This window comes from Enterobacter sp. DVT3837, assembly GCF_056238685.1.
Map to the genome: position 1 here is coordinate 294297 of NZ_JBWDLA010000002.1, position 15651 is coordinate 309947.

Here is a 15651-nt window from a genome sequence, read left to right on the forward strand (position 1 = left end):
ATTATGCAATTTAATATCCCTACGTTGCTCACTCTCTTTCGTGTCGTGCTTATTCCGTTCTTTGTACTGGCGTTTTACCTGCCGGTTGTCTGGGCACCTTTCGCCTGTGCATTGATCTTCCTGATTGCAGCAGTCACCGACTGGTTTGACGGCTACCTGGCACGTCGCTGGAATCAAAGTACTCGTTTTGGTGCCTTTCTCGATCCCGTTGCTGATAAAGTGATGGTCGCTATCGCGATGGTACTGGTGGCCGAGCATTATCATACCTGGTGGGTGACGCTGCCTGCGGCGACGATGATCGGCCGTGAAATTATTATCTCTGCACTGCGTGAGTGGATGGCTGAACTGGGTAAACGCAGCAGCGTGGCGGTCTCCTGGATTGGTAAAGTGAAAACGACTGCGCAAATGGCTGCGCTGGTCTGGATGCTCTGGCGTCCGAACGCCTGGGTTGAGTGGGCGGGGATTGGCCTGCTGTGGGTTGCGGCAGTGCTGACGCTGTGGTCAATGCTGCAATATTTGAACGCTGCCCGCGGGGATTTGCTTGATCAGTGATCGTTTCGCCGTAATTTTCAGCAAACGATCCTGGGATGCAAAAAATAACGTTGACTCATAACGTCATATCAGTAGAATGCAACGCATCGAACGGCGGCACAGCAAGCCGGACGATAATGAAATCAAGTGGTTATAAGTCAACTTGATGACATGCGGGAATAGCTCAGTTGGTAGAGCACGACCTTGCCAAGGTCGGGGTCGCGAGTTCGAGTCTCGTTTCCCGCTCCAGATTAAAGACATGCGCAATAGCGGGTGTCAGTTTGAAAGATTTAACGGCGCGTTAGCAAAGCGGTTATGTAGCGGATTGCAAATCCGTCTAGTCCGGTTCGACTCCGGAACGCGCCTCCACTTTCTTCCCTGGCCGGATGGTGGAATCGGTAGACACAAGGGATTTAAAATCCCTCGGCGTTCGCGCTGTGTGGGTTCAAGTCCCACTCCGGCTACCATGGGAACAGAAGAATAAAATCAATGATAAGCAGTGTCGTATAAACCACCGAAAGGTGGTTTTTTATTGCCTTTTCCACCCTCCACTACAGTAATTTTCCTGTTTCCCCTATGCGTGACTAGAGCCTTTGCAGTGGTTTACTGAATTTGCTCATCTGAACTCGACCAAAGCGTAACGATCGATTTCGGTCTGAAGCGAAAAGTAGACCTTGTGTATATGTAAGTAAAACGACCCTAAGTTTTAAACAAAGGGTCATTAGTTAGGCTTATTTTACCGTTTCAATTTTCGGTGGCTGCCAGGTGCCATCGAGAATCGACTGCTCTCCCCAGTAAGCGCGGATATAGAGTGACAGGTTACCGTCAGGTGCCGGAAGCCAGTTATTCACTTTATCCTCTGATGGGCGATTTTTGCTGACGTACAGTGTCAGAGAGCCGTCATCGTTGTACTTCAGATTTTTATTTTTCGTCCCCAGAGAGTAACGGTTAAGCTCATTTGGACTAAACAGATGCTTGCTGTTGTAAAGCGTGAGTGACCAGAACCCTTTTACAGGAGGAAGTTCGCCTTTTGCGAAGGTTACCGTGTAGTCATGGGCTCCGGAAAGCTGTACGTTTGCGGCATCATTGTCGGTGTAGAAATACTGGGTTTCGTTCGGTTTGTTATCGAACATATTCGATTTGGAGGTGCCGGTTCGGTTGTAGTAGTCCACACCGAACTCGGCGTTATTTTTAGAACGGTTCCAGCCATTGCCGGCAGGTACGCCGTTATTCTTCCATTTAAAGAATTCTGCAATAACCGTTTTATCCGTCTCGATGGCTGTTTCATCCATCCATTTGCGCACCTCAGGGTTTTTCTTCCCGGCCTCTACCAGATGGCGGTACTGAGCGTACATGGCCTCTTCGCCAGGCAGTGGCGGCACTTTTTCCAGCACATTTGCGAATTGATCAAAGAATTTCTCAGGCACCACCCAGCGCGTCTCGCCTGCGCGGCTTTGTTGAATAAATCGAACTTTTGCTGAGTTGAAGGATCAGATCACGCATCCTCCCGACAACACAGACCATTCCGTGGCAAAGCAAAAGTTCAGAATCACCAACTGGTCCACCTACAACAAAGCTCTCATCAACCGTGGCTCCCTCACTTTCTGGCTGGATGATGAGGCGATTCAGGCCTGGTATGAGTCGGCAACGCCTTCATCACGAGGAAGGCCCCAGCGCTATTCTGATCTCGCCATCACCACCGTTCTGGTGATTAAACGCGTATTCCGGCTGACCCTGCGGGCTGCGCAGGGTTTTATTGATTCCATTTTTGCCCTGATGAACGTTCCGTTGCGCTGCCCGGATTACACCAGTGTCAGTAAGCGGGCAAAGTCGGTTAATGTCAGTTTCAAAACGTCCACCCGGGGTGAAATCGCACACCTGGTGATTGATTCCACCGGGCTGAAGGTCTTTGGTGAAGGCGAATGGAAAGTCAGAAAGCACGGCAAAGAGCGCCGTCGTATCTGGCGAAAGTTGCATCTTGCTGTTGACAGCAACACACATGAAGTTGTCTGTGCAGACCTGTCGCTGAATAACGTCACGGACTCAGAAGCCTTCCCGGGCCTTATCCGGCAGACTCACAGAAAAATCAGGGCAGCCGCGGCAGACGGGGCTTACGATACCCGGCTCTGTCACGATGAACTGCGCCGCAAAAAAATCAGCGCGCTTATTCCTCCCCGAAAAGGAGCAGGTTACTGGCCCGGTGAGTACGCAGACCGCAACCGTGCCGTTGCTAATCAGCGGCTGAGCGGAAGCAATGCACGGTGGAAATGGACAACGGAATATAACCGTCGCTCGATAGCGGAAACGGCAATGTACAGAATGAAGCAGTTGTTGGGAGATTCACTGACGCTGCGTGACTACGATGGTCAGGTAGCGGAAGCTATGGCCATGGTGCGTGCGTTGAACAGGATGACAAAGGCTGGGATGCCAGAAAGCGTGCGTATTGCCTGAAAATCCAGCCAGCTACAGGGTCGTTCGCACGAAATCTTATTTATTCAACAAAGCCTTAATGACTGTGTGTTGATTTAGATTTCGATTGTTCTAACAAAAAACAATGGTGTATGCATAATAAATTTAAATCATTGAAAGATGAACCGAGAATTTATGAGAATGTATATGTCAATACGTATTCCTTCCCGAAGGAAATACTATGTTAGTGTTCACTGAGTTTTTTCAATTGGGGGTTAAGCAATATCGCGGGCCTCGTGCCCGCGTATTGTTTATAAATCTGAAATCACCGACTGAATTTCTTTCAACTCTCTGATGTTTTCCTGAATCCGCGTAAGCGCAGTCTCTGCCTTATCAGGACATAAGGGGTTTTATCAAAGGGTAAACATACCCCTATGGTAGCTGGTAGTTTCCCCTTAACCCCCGTTTTTAACCCACTTCAGGCAGCATTCCCGCTGCAATCAAAACCTGCACCAGAATAATCACCACGCCACAGCCAAGCACGATACACAGCAGCGGTTTTCCCCCCGCCACGCGATACCCTTGCTGAGGATGTTGCTGACGGCTCTTCCATGCCAGCAGGGAAGGGAGCAACAGGGCAAGGATCGACAGTGCCACCCCCGCGTAACCCAGCGCCATCACAAACCCGCGTGGGTAAAACAGCGCAAAGGCCAGCGGTGGCAGGAAGGTGATTGCGCCCGTCTGCAACCGTCCAGCCGCGGTATTGCGACGCTGGAACAGGTCAGCCAGGTAATCAAACAGGCCCAGCGCAACACCCAGGAACGACGTGGCCAGTGCCAGGTCGGCAAACAGGTGTACCGCCAGTTCCACATGTGGGGAGGTCACAACCTCGCGCAGTGCCAGCAGAAAACCATTCAGGCCGGCGTGTTGCGCCATCAGTCCAATAAAGGTCGAAGAGTCAATGCTGCCCAGCGTCACCAGTTGCCAGAAAATATAGGCAATCAGGGGGATTGCGCTGCCGATAACAAAGACACGGCGCAGCTTGCGAATATCGCCGTTCATATAGCTGACAATGCTCGGCACGCTGCCGTGAAAACCAAACGAAGTGAAAATGACCGGGATCGCGGAAAGCGCCAGCCCTTTTTCCAGCGGCAGCGTCAGCAGGTTGACCTTGTGTACATGCGGCGCGAGCAGTACCAGCATCACAATCAGGAACAGAATTTTGGCGCTGAACAGAAAACGGTTAAACAGATCGACCAGCGATGTCCCCACGCAGACCACGCCACCGCCAATGAGCGCAAAGAAAATGGCGCCGGTTGCCGGGGTAATATCGGAGCCGAACCAGTCATTGACGCTGGAGGCGATGAGCTCCCCGGCGCCGCTAATATAGGCGGCAGTCAGAGCGTACATCAGGAACATCATGCTAAAGCCGGTTATCCACTGACCGTAGCGTCCCAGATAGCGTGCTGCAAGAGAACCCAGACCGGTGTCGGCTGGCACATGCTGATACACCTCAAGCAACAATAGTGCGGTGTAGCACATTAACGCCCAGAGCATGCCAAGTAGCAGCAAGGTCATCCCAAACCCCACGCCTGCGGCTGCCAGGGGCATTGCCAGCATTCCTGCTCCAATCGTCGTTCCGGCGACGATAAAAATACTTCCCAGGGTTCTGTTTTTCACGCTTTCCTCTACAACGATTCGTAATCGCGACAAAATCTGCGGCGCAGAGTAAGGGAAAAGCGGTAACTCGTCAAATCACCGTTACAAGTAGTGTAATGAAATGTTTACGAAATCGAGCGCTCTGCGATCATGCATGGGGCGTCATCCAGACGTAACGTTAATAAGGGGAACAGGAAATACAATGAGGGTTTTGATGCAGGGAATGTAAGTAAAAAAACGCGGCACCGATTTTCGGCACCGCGCTGGAATTAATTTTGCGTATCGAGGGTAGAAAGTTCTTTATCAATAAAGTAAAGACCTTCACCAGATTTACCCACCAGAGATAATTTATCCAGGACGGATTTAAACAGCTTCTCTTCTTCGTGCTGTTCAGCTACATACCATTGCAGGAAGTTAAAGGTTGGATAATCCTGGCTGGTCATTGCCGCATGAACCAGTTCGTTAATTTTCTGTGTGATTAATTGTTCGTGCTCGTAGGTCGCGCGGAACAGTTCATCGAGAGATGTGTACTCAGCAAACGGTGATGCCACGTTCTCAATGCGCGGCAGGGCGCCGGTATCTGTCAGATAATCAAACAGACGTTGCATATGGGTCATCTCTTCCTGAGCGTGACGACGCAAAAACGCAGCCGCGCCTTCGAAACTGTGGAAGCTGCACCAGGCGCTCATCTGCTGGTAGAGCAGGGACGAAAAAAGCTCAAGGTTCATTTGTGCATTGAGCTTGTCGATCATTTCAGTTTTCAGCATAGTGGCGCTCCCGGTTATTATTTCTGATTCACAATGAGCGATACTATAATTTGTTATTTAATTATTTGCAAAACGTAAAATTTTTATTTCTTTATTTAAAATACGAATGGGAATAAAACGCATTGACGATTTTTGTATTTATTAATGAGAATTATTTTTGTTCGTAATGAAATAAACTGCCAGCAAACACTGGCAGTCCTGATTAATACCACGGATTATTTGACTTAGGGTTAACGGCAAAACCCATACATTTATACTGGATAGTCACGCTCTCGTTCAGACACAGAGAGCCGCTAATCAGCGTGCAGGTTTTGATGGGCTGGCCATAGGCAGAGGCGGTGGCATACCCCATGCTCTGACACGCTTTTACCGCCGTACCGTTATTCACATACTCATCAGAATACGCATTTTGTAGCGCCGCCTGGCCGTAGTCGAGGCGGACTATGCCGTTGGGCGCGTCGAGACTACTGACCTCAGCCTGGCGGTTAATGCTACACCCCGCGAGCAGCAGGATCGTGCCAGCTACGATGACTCTTTTCATGGTTCGCTCTGAATGGATGGAAATACGTTATCGTACCTGCAGATGTTTGCTGCAATGCCTGGAATAGCCGGACAATCTGCCCTCTCTCTTTGCAACGGGATGGAATTGAATGTAATCCGCATCCGGTACATTTAATATTGGCGGTTTTTTTGTACCTGTACGTGACGAAGGGGAGATAAAAGAGCCTGCGTTTTGCTACTATGGCGGCCTTTAAATAAGGAGAAAGCCCCCATGTCTCAAAACCTGAGTGCCGATCAGGAACTGGTCTCTGACGTTGTCGCCTGTCAGCTGGTTATCAAACAAATCCTTGATGTCCTGGACGTTATTGCGCCGGTTGAAGTGCGCGAGAAGATGTCTACTCAGCTGAAAAACATTGATTTCGCCAGTCATCCGGCAGCGGCTGATCCGGTTACGCTTCGTGCCATCCAAAAAGCCATTGCGCTGATTGAGCTGCGATTCACGCCGCAGAGTGAGTCTCACTGAAGAGTGGAAATGGGCGACAGTATTTGTCGCCCTTCAATGCCATCAGAAGAACGTCTGGACCAGCAGGTAGCTTGCCGCGCACGCGCAACTTACACCAATCAGCCCTGGCAGAATAAAGCTGTGGTTGATGATAAATTTGCCGATGCGGGTCGTTCCTGAACGGTCAAAACCGATACAGGCCAAATCACTTGGGTAGGTCGGCAGGACAAAATAGCCGTATGACGCCGGGAAAAAGGCGATCAGCATTTTCGGCTCAATACCCAACATCAGGCCCATGGGCGCAACGGCCGTCAGCGCTGCGGCCTGGCTGTTCACCAGCTTCGACACCAGAAACAGTACAATGGCATACGTCCACGGGTGGCTTTTCACAACGCCTTCCAGCGCCAGTTTTAACTCGTCAAGATGCGCCTGGAAAAAGGTATCACTCATCCACGCCACGCCGAACACCGAGAAGATCGCCACCATTCCGGCTTTGAATACCGCACCGTTAGAAATAGCAGAGGCATTGACCTTGCAGGCCATCAGCATTACGGCGCCTGCAATTAACATCATCATCTGAATGACAAGGTTCATCGACAGCGCCGTCATTTTGCCTTTCAGCTCAAAGGCGGGGCGTAATTCCGGGAATGCGCCCAGCAGCACCACTACGGCAATACCGGCAAAGAAAATCCACGTGGACCAGTAGGCTTGTTTTGGAAAACGTTGATTCATTAACGTCTCTGTTCCGCCATAGATAAACTCGCGCTGCTTTGGATCTTTAAGCTTCTCCTGAAAATCCATGTCGTCGGCCAGATCTTTCCCGCGCCGCAAACTCCACAGGGCAGCGATGACTACACCGAAAAGTGAAGCAGGAACTGACACTGCAAGTATTTCAAGGATGCCCCACGCATGGCCAATTCCATGCTGAGCGCCCAGGATGGACACCAGCGATACAACGGCAACGGAAACCGGTGATGCCGTAATCGCCATCTGCGAGGCCACGGATGCTACCGCCATTGGACGTTCCGGGCGGATCCCTTTTTTCAGGGCGATATCTGCAATGATCGGGAACATGGTGTAGACCACATGCCCGGTGCCACACAGAAAAGTCAGCATCCAGGTAGTAAAGGGGGCGAGAAGTGTGATGTGCTGCGGGTGTTTACGCAGAAGGCGCTCTGCAAATTGCATCATGACATTGAGACCGCCTGCGGTCTGCAGAGTAGCAGCACAACCAATCACCGCGAGGATGGTCAACATGACGTCAACCGGGGGCTTGCCAGGTTGCAGCCCAAAAACAAAACACAAAATAAAAAGCCCAATACCGCTTATTAACCCCAGCCCCATACCGCCGAAACGTGTACCTGTCAGCAGGCAGAGGAGAATGACAACAAACTCGATGGTGATCATGATGCTCCCTCGTCAATGATTATGTAATTAAATAAATCATTACATGTTGTGTGGATAATCATTGGGAGCAAGATCTGATTTGTTAAATTTCAGCAAAAGCAGAAGGTTGGCGGTGAGATGGGGAACCTGCGCCCGGACGGGAGCAGGTTAAAAGGGATCAGTGATGTTGCACCGTCACAATGCCGAGCAGGTGACGGTCAGTTTGTTCCGGGCATAACCCTGCCTGTCGCGCATTGCGCAGTTCATCCGCCAGTATCTTCAGCAGCATGCCGTCCTGCTGCTGTTCTTTGTCCATGTCGCGTAAGAATTTAAGGGTGGTAGTGTCTTGCTGCGCTTTGGCTTCATCGGCCAGTTTACTGAGAGTGGTGCAACGTTGCTCATACTCTTCAAGCGTTTTCTGGAACAGTTCTTCCAGGGAGGAGTAGTCATCGTTAATGGTATCAAGGGCTTTAACAACAGGATTGGCGCCAACGGCCTTCATGAAGTTAAAGACGCGCATCATGTGCGTGACGTTACTTTGTGCCTGAGTACGGAAGAATGTTGCTGAACCCGTAAGACTGTTCTCAGCACACCACGCACTTAAGTGAAGGTGCAGATTGGACGCATAGAACTCAAGGTTCATCTGCGCATTTAGTTTTTGCATCATCGTTGGGGTAGCCATACTCATATCCTTATTGACTGTGGGACGAGATGTCCGCTGCTTAACCTGAGCGTCAGGCATTGACGAAGAACTCGCAGATATACAATTTCCGCAGTTTCTAAAATCGATCTAAAATTCACTTCCTGTGTTCGATATAAATAAGCATACCCTTGTCTCCGGGGTAAGAAAACTCCTAAACACCTTATTTTTACCATACATTACAAAAATTAAAATACTACAAATTTGCAAATGGATTTTCATAAGGTAAATATAGCATAAACCATTGATAATTAATTGTTATTTTAATTTGTCGCATGCTAATGTTCTTCCGTAAATATTAAGTCGGAATAATGCTCTGAGAAAAAATGAAATACAGATTATTCATTGCGAATATATGATACGCGGGAAAAATTGCGCTAAATCAATTTCTGCAGAATAACAGTCTGATGTGGTTCCCGTGCATTTGTGATGAAACGCTGTTTGATCTTTTTTTTCGTTGGTTGCCATTTTTCCCAGCGGACGGTGTCAGGGATTTCTTAGCTAATCTTATGGATAATTCTGCTTAACCCTCTTTCATTTGTCTGACAAATCCTGCCTTTTTTATGTCATTTATCGCTGAATTTATGTACGCAATTACTGTAATTCTGCGGTGTGATGGGGCTCTCTTATGGATGATTAATTTCCCGCTAAAACTATCACCAGCAATAACGCTTATGACGAGGTAAGCGCTAATGCCTTGTTTTAAGTCCGATTAAATAAGAAGCACGCACATATTCCCTACAGAAAAGAATGCTAAAGCTGGAGTTTACCATGCACAAATTTACTAAAGCGCTGGCGGCCATCGGTCTGGCTGCCGTTATGTCACAATCCGCTATCGCTGAGAATTTAAAACTCGGTTTTTTGGTAAAACAGCCCGAAGAACCCTGGTTCCAGACTGAGTGGAAATTCGCAGATAAAGCCGGAAAAGATTTAGGTTTTGAAGTGATTAAAATCGCCGTGCCTGACGGTGAAAAAACCCTGAATGCCATCGACAGCCTGGCGGCCAGCGGTGCGAAAGGTTTCGTTATCTGCACACCCGATCCAAAACTGGGATCGGCAATCGCGGCGAAAGCGCGTGGTTACGACATGAAGGTCATTGCGGTTGACGATCAGTTCGTTAACGCCAAAGGCAAACCGATGGACAGCGTCCCTCTGGTGATGATGGCGGCGACCAAAATCGGTGAACGTCAGGGCCAGGAACTTTATAAAGAGATGCAAAAACGTGGCTGGGATGTGAAAGAAACCGCTGTGATGGCCATTACTGCGGACGAACTGGACACGGCTCGCCGCCGTACTTCCGGTTCCATGGACGCGCTGAAAGCAGCCGGCTTCCCGGAAAAACAGATCTACAAAGTCCCCACCAAATCCAACGATATCCCGGGTGCTTTCGACGCCGCGAACTCCATGCTGGTTCAGCATCCGGAGGTGAAACACTGGCTGGTGGTCGGGATGAACGACAATACCGTGCTGGGCGGAGTACGCGCGACGGAAGGCCAGGGCTTCAAAGCGCCTGACGTGATCGGGATCGGCATCAACGGCGTTGACGCAGTCAGCGAGCTGTCCAAAGCGCAGGCCACTGGCTTCTATGGCTCTCTGCTGCCAAGCCCGGACGTTCACGGCTACAAATCCAGCGAGATGCTCTACAACTGGGTAACCAAAGGGGCTGAACCGCCGAAATTTACCGAAGTGACTGACGTGGTGCTGATCACCCGCGATAACTTCAAAGAGGAACTGGCGAAAAAAGGATTGGGCGGTAAGTAATTCGCTGTGATTGTGCCCCTCATTCCTGTGAGGGGCCAGATGTACACACTACTGGAATCACGGAGACGTTATGCAACAGTCTGAGCCGTATCTCTCTTTTCGCGGCATCGGTAAAACTTTCCCCGGTGTTAATGCGCTGACCGATATCAGTTTCGACTGCTATGCCGGCCAGGTTCACGCCCTGATGGGCGAAAACGGCGCGGGAAAATCCACGCTGTTGAAAATCCTCAGCGGTAACTACACGCCGACGACCGGCACGCTGGCTATTCGCGGAGACGAGGTGGCGTTTGCCGATACCACGGCGTCGCTCAACGCCGGGGTAGCCATTATTTATCAGGAACTGCACCTCATCCCTGAGATGACCGTGGCAGAAAACATCTATTTAGGACAGCTTCCGCATAAAAGCGGCGTGGTGAATCGTTCGCTACTTAATTATGAAGCGGGGCTGCAGCTTAAACATCTTGGCCTGGACGTTGATCCCCAGACGCCACTGAAATATCTCTCCATTGGTCAGTGGCAGATGGTTGAAATTGCTAAGGCGCTGGCGCGTAACGCCCGAATCATAGCCTTCGATGAACCCACCAGTTCTCTCTCCGCGCGTGAAATCGAAAATTTGTTCCGTGTGATCCGTGAATTGCGTCAGGAAGGCCGCACCATTTTGTACGTTTCGCACCGTATGGAAGAGATATTCGCCCTGAGTGATGCCATTACCGTCTTTAAAGACGGACGCTATGTACGCACCTTTACCGACATGAAGCAGGTTAACCATGACCAGCTTGTTCAGGCGATGGTTGGCCGCGAGTTGGGTGACATTTATCACTGGCAGCCGCGCGAGTATGGCCCTGAACGCCTGCGTCTGGATAGCGTAAAAGCGCCAGGCGTGCGTACGCCAATCTCCTTGTCAGTACGCAGCGGTGAAATCGTCGGACTGTTTGGCCTGGTGGGGGCGGGGCGCAGCGAGTTGATGAAAGGGTTATTCGGCGGTACCCGGATTACCGAAGGTCAGGTTTCCATTGACGGCGAGCGGGTAGATATTCAGAAACCGGCCCACGCGATCAGGGCGGGGATGATGCTCTGCCCGGAAGACCGTAAAGCGGAGGGGATTATTCCGGTTCATTCGGTGCGCGATAACATCAATATTTCCGCCCGCCGTAAGTTTATCCGCGCCGGTTGCCTGATTAACGATAGCTGGGAGTCGAGCAATGCCGACCACCATATTCGTTCGCTGAATATCAAAACGCCTGGCCCGGAACAGCTGATCATGAATCTCTCCGGCGGAAACCAGCAGAAGGCTATTTTAGGCCGCTGGCTGTCGGAAGATATGAAGGTCATTTTATTAGATGAGCCAACGCGCGGTATTGATGTGGGGGCAAAACACGAAATTTATAACGTGATCTATGAACTGGCAAAACGCGGCGTGGCGGTGCTCTTCGCCTCCAGCGATCTGCCGGAGGTGCTTGGCGTAGCCGACCGCATTGTCGTGATGCGTGAAGGTGAAATTGCCGGTGAATTACTTCATGAACAGGCGAATGAACAACAGGCGTTGAACCTCGCTATGCCTAAAGTCAGCCAGGCTGTCGCCTGAGTAAGGAGTTAATGATGTCCTCTGTTACTACATCCGGAGTGCCGAAGTCGGCTTTCAGTTTTGGACGCATCTGGGATCAGTACGGCATGCTGGTGGTCTTTGCCGCGCTGTTCCTCGCCTGTGCGATCTTTGTTCCTAATTTTGCCACTTTCATTAATATGAAAGGGCTGGGGTTGGCCATTTCCATGTCAGGGATGGTGGCCTGCGGCATGCTCTTCTGCCTGGCCTCCGGCGATTTTGACCTGTCGGTGGCGTCCGTTATTGCCTGCGCGGGTGTGACCACGGCAGTGGTGATCAACATGACTGAAAGCCTGTGGATCGGCGTCCTGGCCGGTCTGTTACTGGGCGTCATCAGCGGTCTGGTCAACGGTTTTGTCATTGCGCGTCTGAAGATAAATGCCCTGATCACCACGCTTGCCACAATGCAAATTGTCCGAGGCCTGGCCTATATTATTTCCGACGGTAAAGCGGTGGGGATTGAAGACGAGCGCTTCTTTACGCTGGGTTACGCCAACTGGCTCGGTCTGCCTGCGCCTATCTGGCTGACCGTAGCCTGCCTGATCCTGTTCGGCTTCCTGCTTAACCGGACCACCTTTGGCCGTAATACGCTGGCGATTGGTGGCAATGAAGAAGCGGCGCGTCTGGCTGGGGTGCCGGTCGTGCGAACCAAGATTATTATCTTTGTGCTCTCGGGGCTGGTTTCTGCCGCCGCGGGCATTATTCTGGCATCACGCATGACCAGCGGCCAACCCATGACCTCTATCGGTTACGAGCTGATCGTCATTTCGGCCTGCGTTTTAGGGGGCGTTTCCCTGAAGGGCGGCATCGGAAAAATCTCATATGTGGTGGCCGGTATCCTGATCTTAGGGACGGTAGAGAACGCCATGAACCTGCTGAATATTTCCCCGTTCTCTCAGTACGTGGTTCGTGGCCTGATCCTGCTGGCAGCGGTGATTTTCGACCGTTACAAGCAAAAAGCGAAGCGTACCGTATAACGCTTTTTCCCGTCTTTTATTGCTCAACTTATAACCTTAGTTGACCCCTTAACCGCCTCGCCAGTAAAACTGGCGGGGCGGTTGTCAAATGGCGAGCCACGTCACACTGTCTATACTTACATGGCTATGAAAGAGGTAAAGGCGTTTACCTTTCGCAAACCGTAAGGAGGAAAAGGGTGGCTGACTTGTTAACCGCACCGCCTGTACTGTCCGGACACTATGCTTTCTTTTTTGATCTCGACGGCACGCTCGCCGGGATAAAACCGCACCCCGATCAGGTGTCTATTCCGGATGCGGTATTACAGGATTTGCATCAGCTCTCGCTTATGAATGAGGGAGCACTGGCATTGATATCAGGGCGCTCAATGGCCGAGCTGGATATGCTCGCCAGTCCTTACCACTTTCCGCTGGCCGGTGTACACGGAGCGGAGCGCCGCGACATCCATGATCAAACGCATATCGTTTCACTTCCCGATGCACTCACACAACGTCTTCAGGAGAAACTTTCTGCTGCGCTGGCAGAACTGCCGGGCACAGAACTGGAAGCTAAAGGCATGGCCTTTGCTCTGCATTATCGTCAGGCCCCACAACATGAAGAGCGCGTGCTTGCCCTTGCCAGAGAAATTGCGAATGCGCACCCGCAACTGGCGTTACAGCCGGGTAAATGCGTGGTGGAGCTAAAACCGCAAGGGATCAATAAAGGCGCGGCCATCACCGCGTTTATGGCGGAGGAACCTTTTAAGGGCCGGACGCCCGTTTTCTTTGGGGATGACCTGACCGACGAAGCAGGGTTCCGCGTGGTGAATCAGGCCCGAGGGATCTCCGTTAAGGTTGGGCCCGGCGACACTGTTGCCCAATGGCGGCTGGTGGATGTCGCCAGCGTCTGGCAGTGGATATCTGACATCGCTAACCAGCAACAACAACAAATAGCGCAAAACCAAGGGGGAAACCATTATGGGTCGCTTAGTCGTCGTCTCTAACCGAATCGCGCCGCCTGATGATAAAAAAGTCAGCGCGGGTGGCCTGGCGGTAGGGGTGTTAGGTGCCTTAAAAGCTGCTGGCGGGCTGTGGTTTGGCTGGAGTGGTGAAATCAGTGAAGACGAAAAACCGCTCAAAAAAGTGACGCGCGGAAATATTACGTGGGCATCGTTCGCGTTAAAAGAGAAAGACTATGACGAGTATTACTCGCAGTTCTCGAATGCCGTTCTGTGGCCTGCATTTCACTACCGTCTTGACCTGGTTAAATTCCAGCGTGAATCCTTCGAAGGCTACACGCGAGTCAACGCGCTGCTGGCGGATAAACTGCTGCCTTTAATCGAAGAAGACGATATTTTATGGATCCACGATTATCATCTGCTTCCCTTCGCCAGAGAATTGCGGGAAAGGGGCGTAAATAACCGGATTGGTTTTTTCCTGCATATCCCGTTCCCGACACCGGAGATTTTTACCGCGTTACCACCCCATGAAGCGTTGCTGGAGGCGCTATGTGATTACGATTTGTTGGGCTTCCAGACTGAAAATGATCGCCTTGCGTTTTTGGATTCTGTGTCAGGCAAAACGCGCCTGGTGACCAAAGGTGGAAAAACGCATACCGCATGGGGGAAAACATTCCACACCGAAGTGTATCCGATTGGGATTGAACCCGACGAGATTGCGGAGCAGGCCGCCGGGCCGTTGCCATCAAAGCTGGCGCAGCTTAAGAATGAACTTAAGCATGTGAAAAATATCTTCTCGGTAGAGCGACTTGATTATTCCAAAGGGTTACCGGAACGCTTTCTGGCATATGAAACGCTGTTGGATAAATACCCTCAACACCACGGTAAAATTCGCTATACGCAGATAGCACCAACGTCGCGCGGCGAAGTTCAGGCCTACCAGGACATTCGGCATCAGCTGGAGACAGAAGCGGGGCGCATTAACGGCCGCTATGGCCAACTGGGCTGGACGCCGCTCTTTTATCTGAATCAACACTTTGACCGTAAAATCCTGATGAAAGTGTTCCGCTATGCAGACGTTGGCCTGGTCACGCCGCTGCGTGACGGGATGAACCTGGTGGCGAAAGAGTATGTGGCGGCCCAGGATCCTGCCGACCCGGGTGTACTGGTACTTTCACAGTTTGCCGGAGCGGCAAATGAACTCACTTCAGCGCTTATCGTAAATCCTTACGATCGGGATGATGTGGCTAACGCCCTGAACCGCGCCCTGACAATGCCGCTTACAGAGCGCATTTCCCGGCATGCCGAAATGATGGAGACGATCCGTAAGAACGACATTAATCACTGGCAGGCGAATTTTATTCAGGATTTACGTGATATCGCCCCGAAAAGTAAGGATGGTGATCTGCAAAAAAAGATCGCGACATTTCCTAAACTCGCCTGATTTTCTACTGGGGGATTAATCTCCCCCAAGAGGTACTAACAGCACATCGACCTGACTTGAAGCAACAATAGATTTCGCCGCACATGCCGCGCGCGATAAAAAGCTATGGTTGTGGTTCCCGCATATCACTAAATCAATATTCTGTTTACGACACATGTCGAGAATATGTGCATTAAGTTCTCCCGTTGCAATAACGGTCTCATAAACAGGATATTGTGCCTTTTCAGCCAGCTCCCGCAGAAATTGCTGTGTTTATTCCTGAAGTACCTCCCGAATATCTTCAAGCATAGGGGCTGCCAGCTGGTTATACATTTCGGGTTCGGCCGCGAGAGTGATGAGGCTGATGCGGGCATTATGGGGCCTGGCAATGGAAACTGCCCGGGCGACAAGCTGATGGCTTTCGGGTGAAACAGCAACAGAAACAAGAAGATGGGAGTAACTCATGGTGCACTCCTTAGATGTCTGACAGACTGCGT

At 50.9% G+C, this 15651-nt stretch carries 13 protein-coding genes, 3 tRNA genes and 2 pseudogenes; 11 read left to right on the forward strand and 7 right to left on the reverse strand.

The window, feature by feature from the left end; all coding sequences use genetic code 11:
- The first annotated feature begins 3 nt into the window (after nt 1–3).
- From pgsA to AC0XWG_RS16295, 4 genes are all read left to right on the forward strand, one after another.
- Nucleotides 4–552 (forward strand): CDP-diacylglycerol--glycerol-3-phosphate 3-phosphatidyltransferase, encoded by a 549-nt coding sequence (gene pgsA, locus AC0XWG_RS16280; RefSeq protein WP_028019572.1) that lies wholly within the window; start codon nt 4–6, stop codon nt 550–552.
- Between the two features lie 152 nt (nt 553–704).
- A tRNA-Gly gene (locus tag AC0XWG_RS16285) sits at nt 705–780 on the forward strand.
- 46 nt (nt 781–826) lie between these two features.
- A tRNA-Cys gene (locus AC0XWG_RS16290) sits at nt 827–900 on the forward strand.
- A gap of 11 nt (nt 901–911) precedes the next feature.
- Nucleotides 912–998, forward strand: a tRNA-Leu gene (locus AC0XWG_RS16295).
- A gap of 264 nt (nt 999–1262) precedes the next feature.
- Here AC0XWG_RS16295 and AC0XWG_RS16300 read toward each other — a convergent pair.
- Nucleotides 1263–1979, reverse strand: a pseudogene (locus AC0XWG_RS16300) (DUF1214 domain-containing protein); the annotation flags it as partial.
- Between the two features lie 34 nt (nt 1980–2013).
- Between AC0XWG_RS16300 and AC0XWG_RS16305 the strand changes: the two are divergent.
- Nucleotides 2014–2982, forward strand: a complete 969-nt coding sequence (locus AC0XWG_RS16305) for an IS5 family transposase (protein WP_000654811.1) — start codon at nt 2014–2016, stop codon at nt 2980–2982.
- Between the two features lie 426 nt (nt 2983–3408).
- Here the strand turns inward: AC0XWG_RS16305 and tyrP are convergent, their stop codons facing one another.
- From tyrP to yecR, 3 genes are all read right to left on the reverse strand, one after another.
- Nucleotides 3409–4620 (reverse strand): tyrosine transporter TyrP, encoded by a 1212-nt coding sequence (gene tyrP, locus AC0XWG_RS16310; RefSeq protein WP_475680831.1) that lies wholly within the window; start codon nt 4618–4620, stop codon nt 3409–3411.
- A 248-nt stretch (nt 4621–4868) separates the two neighbouring features.
- On the reverse strand, nt 4869–5366 hold the full coding sequence (gene ftnA / locus AC0XWG_RS16315; protein ID WP_028018593.1) for a non-heme ferritin: 498 nt from the start codon (nt 5364–5366) through the stop codon (nt 4869–4871).
- Nucleotides 5367–5568: 202 nt separating this feature from the next.
- Nucleotides 5569–5907, reverse strand: coding sequence for a YecR family lipoprotein (gene yecR / locus AC0XWG_RS16320; RefSeq protein ID WP_128347508.1), 339 nt, complete (start codon nt 5905–5907; stop codon nt 5569–5571).
- A gap of 231 nt (nt 5908–6138) precedes the next feature.
- Between yecR and AC0XWG_RS16325 the strand changes: the two genes are divergently transcribed.
- On the forward strand, nt 6139–6390 hold the full coding sequence (locus AC0XWG_RS16325) for a DUF2766 family protein (RefSeq protein WP_028018595.1): 252 nt from the start codon (nt 6139–6141) through the stop codon (nt 6388–6390).
- A gap of 42 nt (nt 6391–6432) precedes the next feature.
- Here AC0XWG_RS16325 and AC0XWG_RS16330 read toward each other — a convergent pair whose 3' ends face one another.
- Complete coding sequence (locus tag AC0XWG_RS16330; RefSeq protein ID WP_475680832.1) at nt 6433–7776, reverse strand: anaerobic C4-dicarboxylate transporter; 1344 nt, start codon at nt 7774–7776, stop codon at nt 6433–6435.
- A 157-nt stretch (nt 7777–7933) separates the two neighbouring features.
- Nucleotides 7934–8437: a non-heme ferritin-like protein gene (locus tag AC0XWG_RS16335; protein ID WP_475680833.1), complete on the reverse strand. Its 504-nt coding sequence runs from the start codon at nt 8435–8437 to the stop codon at nt 7934–7936.
- A 789-nt stretch (nt 8438–9226) separates the two neighbouring features.
- Here AC0XWG_RS16335 and araF point away from each other — a divergent pair.
- The 5 genes from araF (at nt 9227) to otsA (ending at nt 15175) form a co-directional block, all read left to right on the forward strand.
- Nucleotides 9227–10216, forward strand: coding sequence for an arabinose ABC transporter substrate-binding protein AraF (araF, locus tag AC0XWG_RS16340; RefSeq protein ID WP_024909787.1), 990 nt, complete (start codon nt 9227–9229; stop codon nt 10214–10216).
- A gap of 70 nt (nt 10217–10286) precedes the next feature.
- Nucleotides 10287–11801, forward strand: coding sequence for an L-arabinose ABC transporter ATP-binding protein AraG (araG, locus tag AC0XWG_RS16345; protein ID WP_028018598.1), 1515 nt, complete (start codon nt 10287–10289; stop codon nt 11799–11801).
- A 14-nt stretch (nt 11802–11815) separates the two neighbouring features.
- Nucleotides 11816–12796, forward strand: a complete 981-nt coding sequence (gene araH, locus AC0XWG_RS16350; protein WP_032666953.1) for an L-arabinose ABC transporter permease AraH — start codon at nt 11816–11818, stop codon at nt 12794–12796.
- A gap of 176 nt (nt 12797–12972) precedes the next feature.
- Nucleotides 12973–13776: a trehalose-phosphatase gene (gene otsB / locus AC0XWG_RS16355; RefSeq protein WP_028018600.1), complete on the forward strand. Its 804-nt coding sequence runs from the start codon at nt 12973–12975 to the stop codon at nt 13774–13776.
- Nucleotides 13751–15175 (forward strand): alpha,alpha-trehalose-phosphate synthase, encoded by a 1425-nt coding sequence (gene otsA, locus AC0XWG_RS16360; RefSeq protein WP_028018601.1) that lies wholly within the window; start codon nt 13751–13753, stop codon nt 15173–15175. The genes otsB and otsA overlap by 26 nt, the downstream gene beginning before the upstream one ends.
- Nucleotides 15176–15190: 15 nt before the next feature.
- On the opposite strand, the pseudogene uspC reads toward otsA, so the two are convergent.
- A pseudogene (uspC, locus tag AC0XWG_RS16365) lies at nt 15191–15619 on the reverse strand (universal stress protein UspC).
- Nucleotides 15620–15651: the final 32 nt, after the last annotated feature.

Excerpts from the sequence above, each read along its gene's own strand:
- AC0XWG_RS16325 (WP_028018595.1), top strand. The coding sequence starts at position 6,139 with ATGTCTCAAAACCTGAGTGCCGATCAGGAACTGGTCTCTGACGTTGTC.
- araG (WP_028018598.1), top strand. The coding sequence starts at position 10,287 with ATGCAACAGTCTGAGCCGTATCTCTCTTTTCGCGGCATCGGTAAAACT.
- otsA (WP_028018601.1), top strand. The coding sequence starts at position 13,751 with ATGGGTCGCTTAGTCGTCGTCTCTAACCGAATCGCGCCGCCTGATGAT.
- yecR (WP_128347508.1), bottom strand. The coding sequence starts at position 5,907 with ATGAAAAGAGTCATCGTAGCTGGCACGATCCTGCTGCTCGCGGGGTGT.
- AC0XWG_RS16330 (WP_475680832.1), bottom strand. The coding sequence starts at position 7,776 with ATGATCACCATCGAGTTTGTTGTCATTCTCCTCTGCCTGCTGACAGGT.
- AC0XWG_RS16335 (WP_475680833.1), bottom strand. The coding sequence starts at position 8,437 with ATGGCTACCCCAACGATGATGCAAAAACTAAATGCGCAGATGAACCTT.
- pgsA (WP_028019572.1), top strand. The coding sequence starts at position 4 with ATGCAATTTAATATCCCTACGTTGCTCACTCTCTTTCGTGTCGTGCTT.
- araF (WP_024909787.1), top strand. The coding sequence starts at position 9,227 with ATGCACAAATTTACTAAAGCGCTGGCGGCCATCGGTCTGGCTGCCGTT.
- araH (WP_032666953.1), top strand. The coding sequence starts at position 11,816 with ATGTCCTCTGTTACTACATCCGGAGTGCCGAAGTCGGCTTTCAGTTTT.
- ftnA (WP_028018593.1), bottom strand. The coding sequence starts at position 5,366 with ATGCTGAAAACTGAAATGATCGACAAGCTCAATGCACAAATGAACCTT.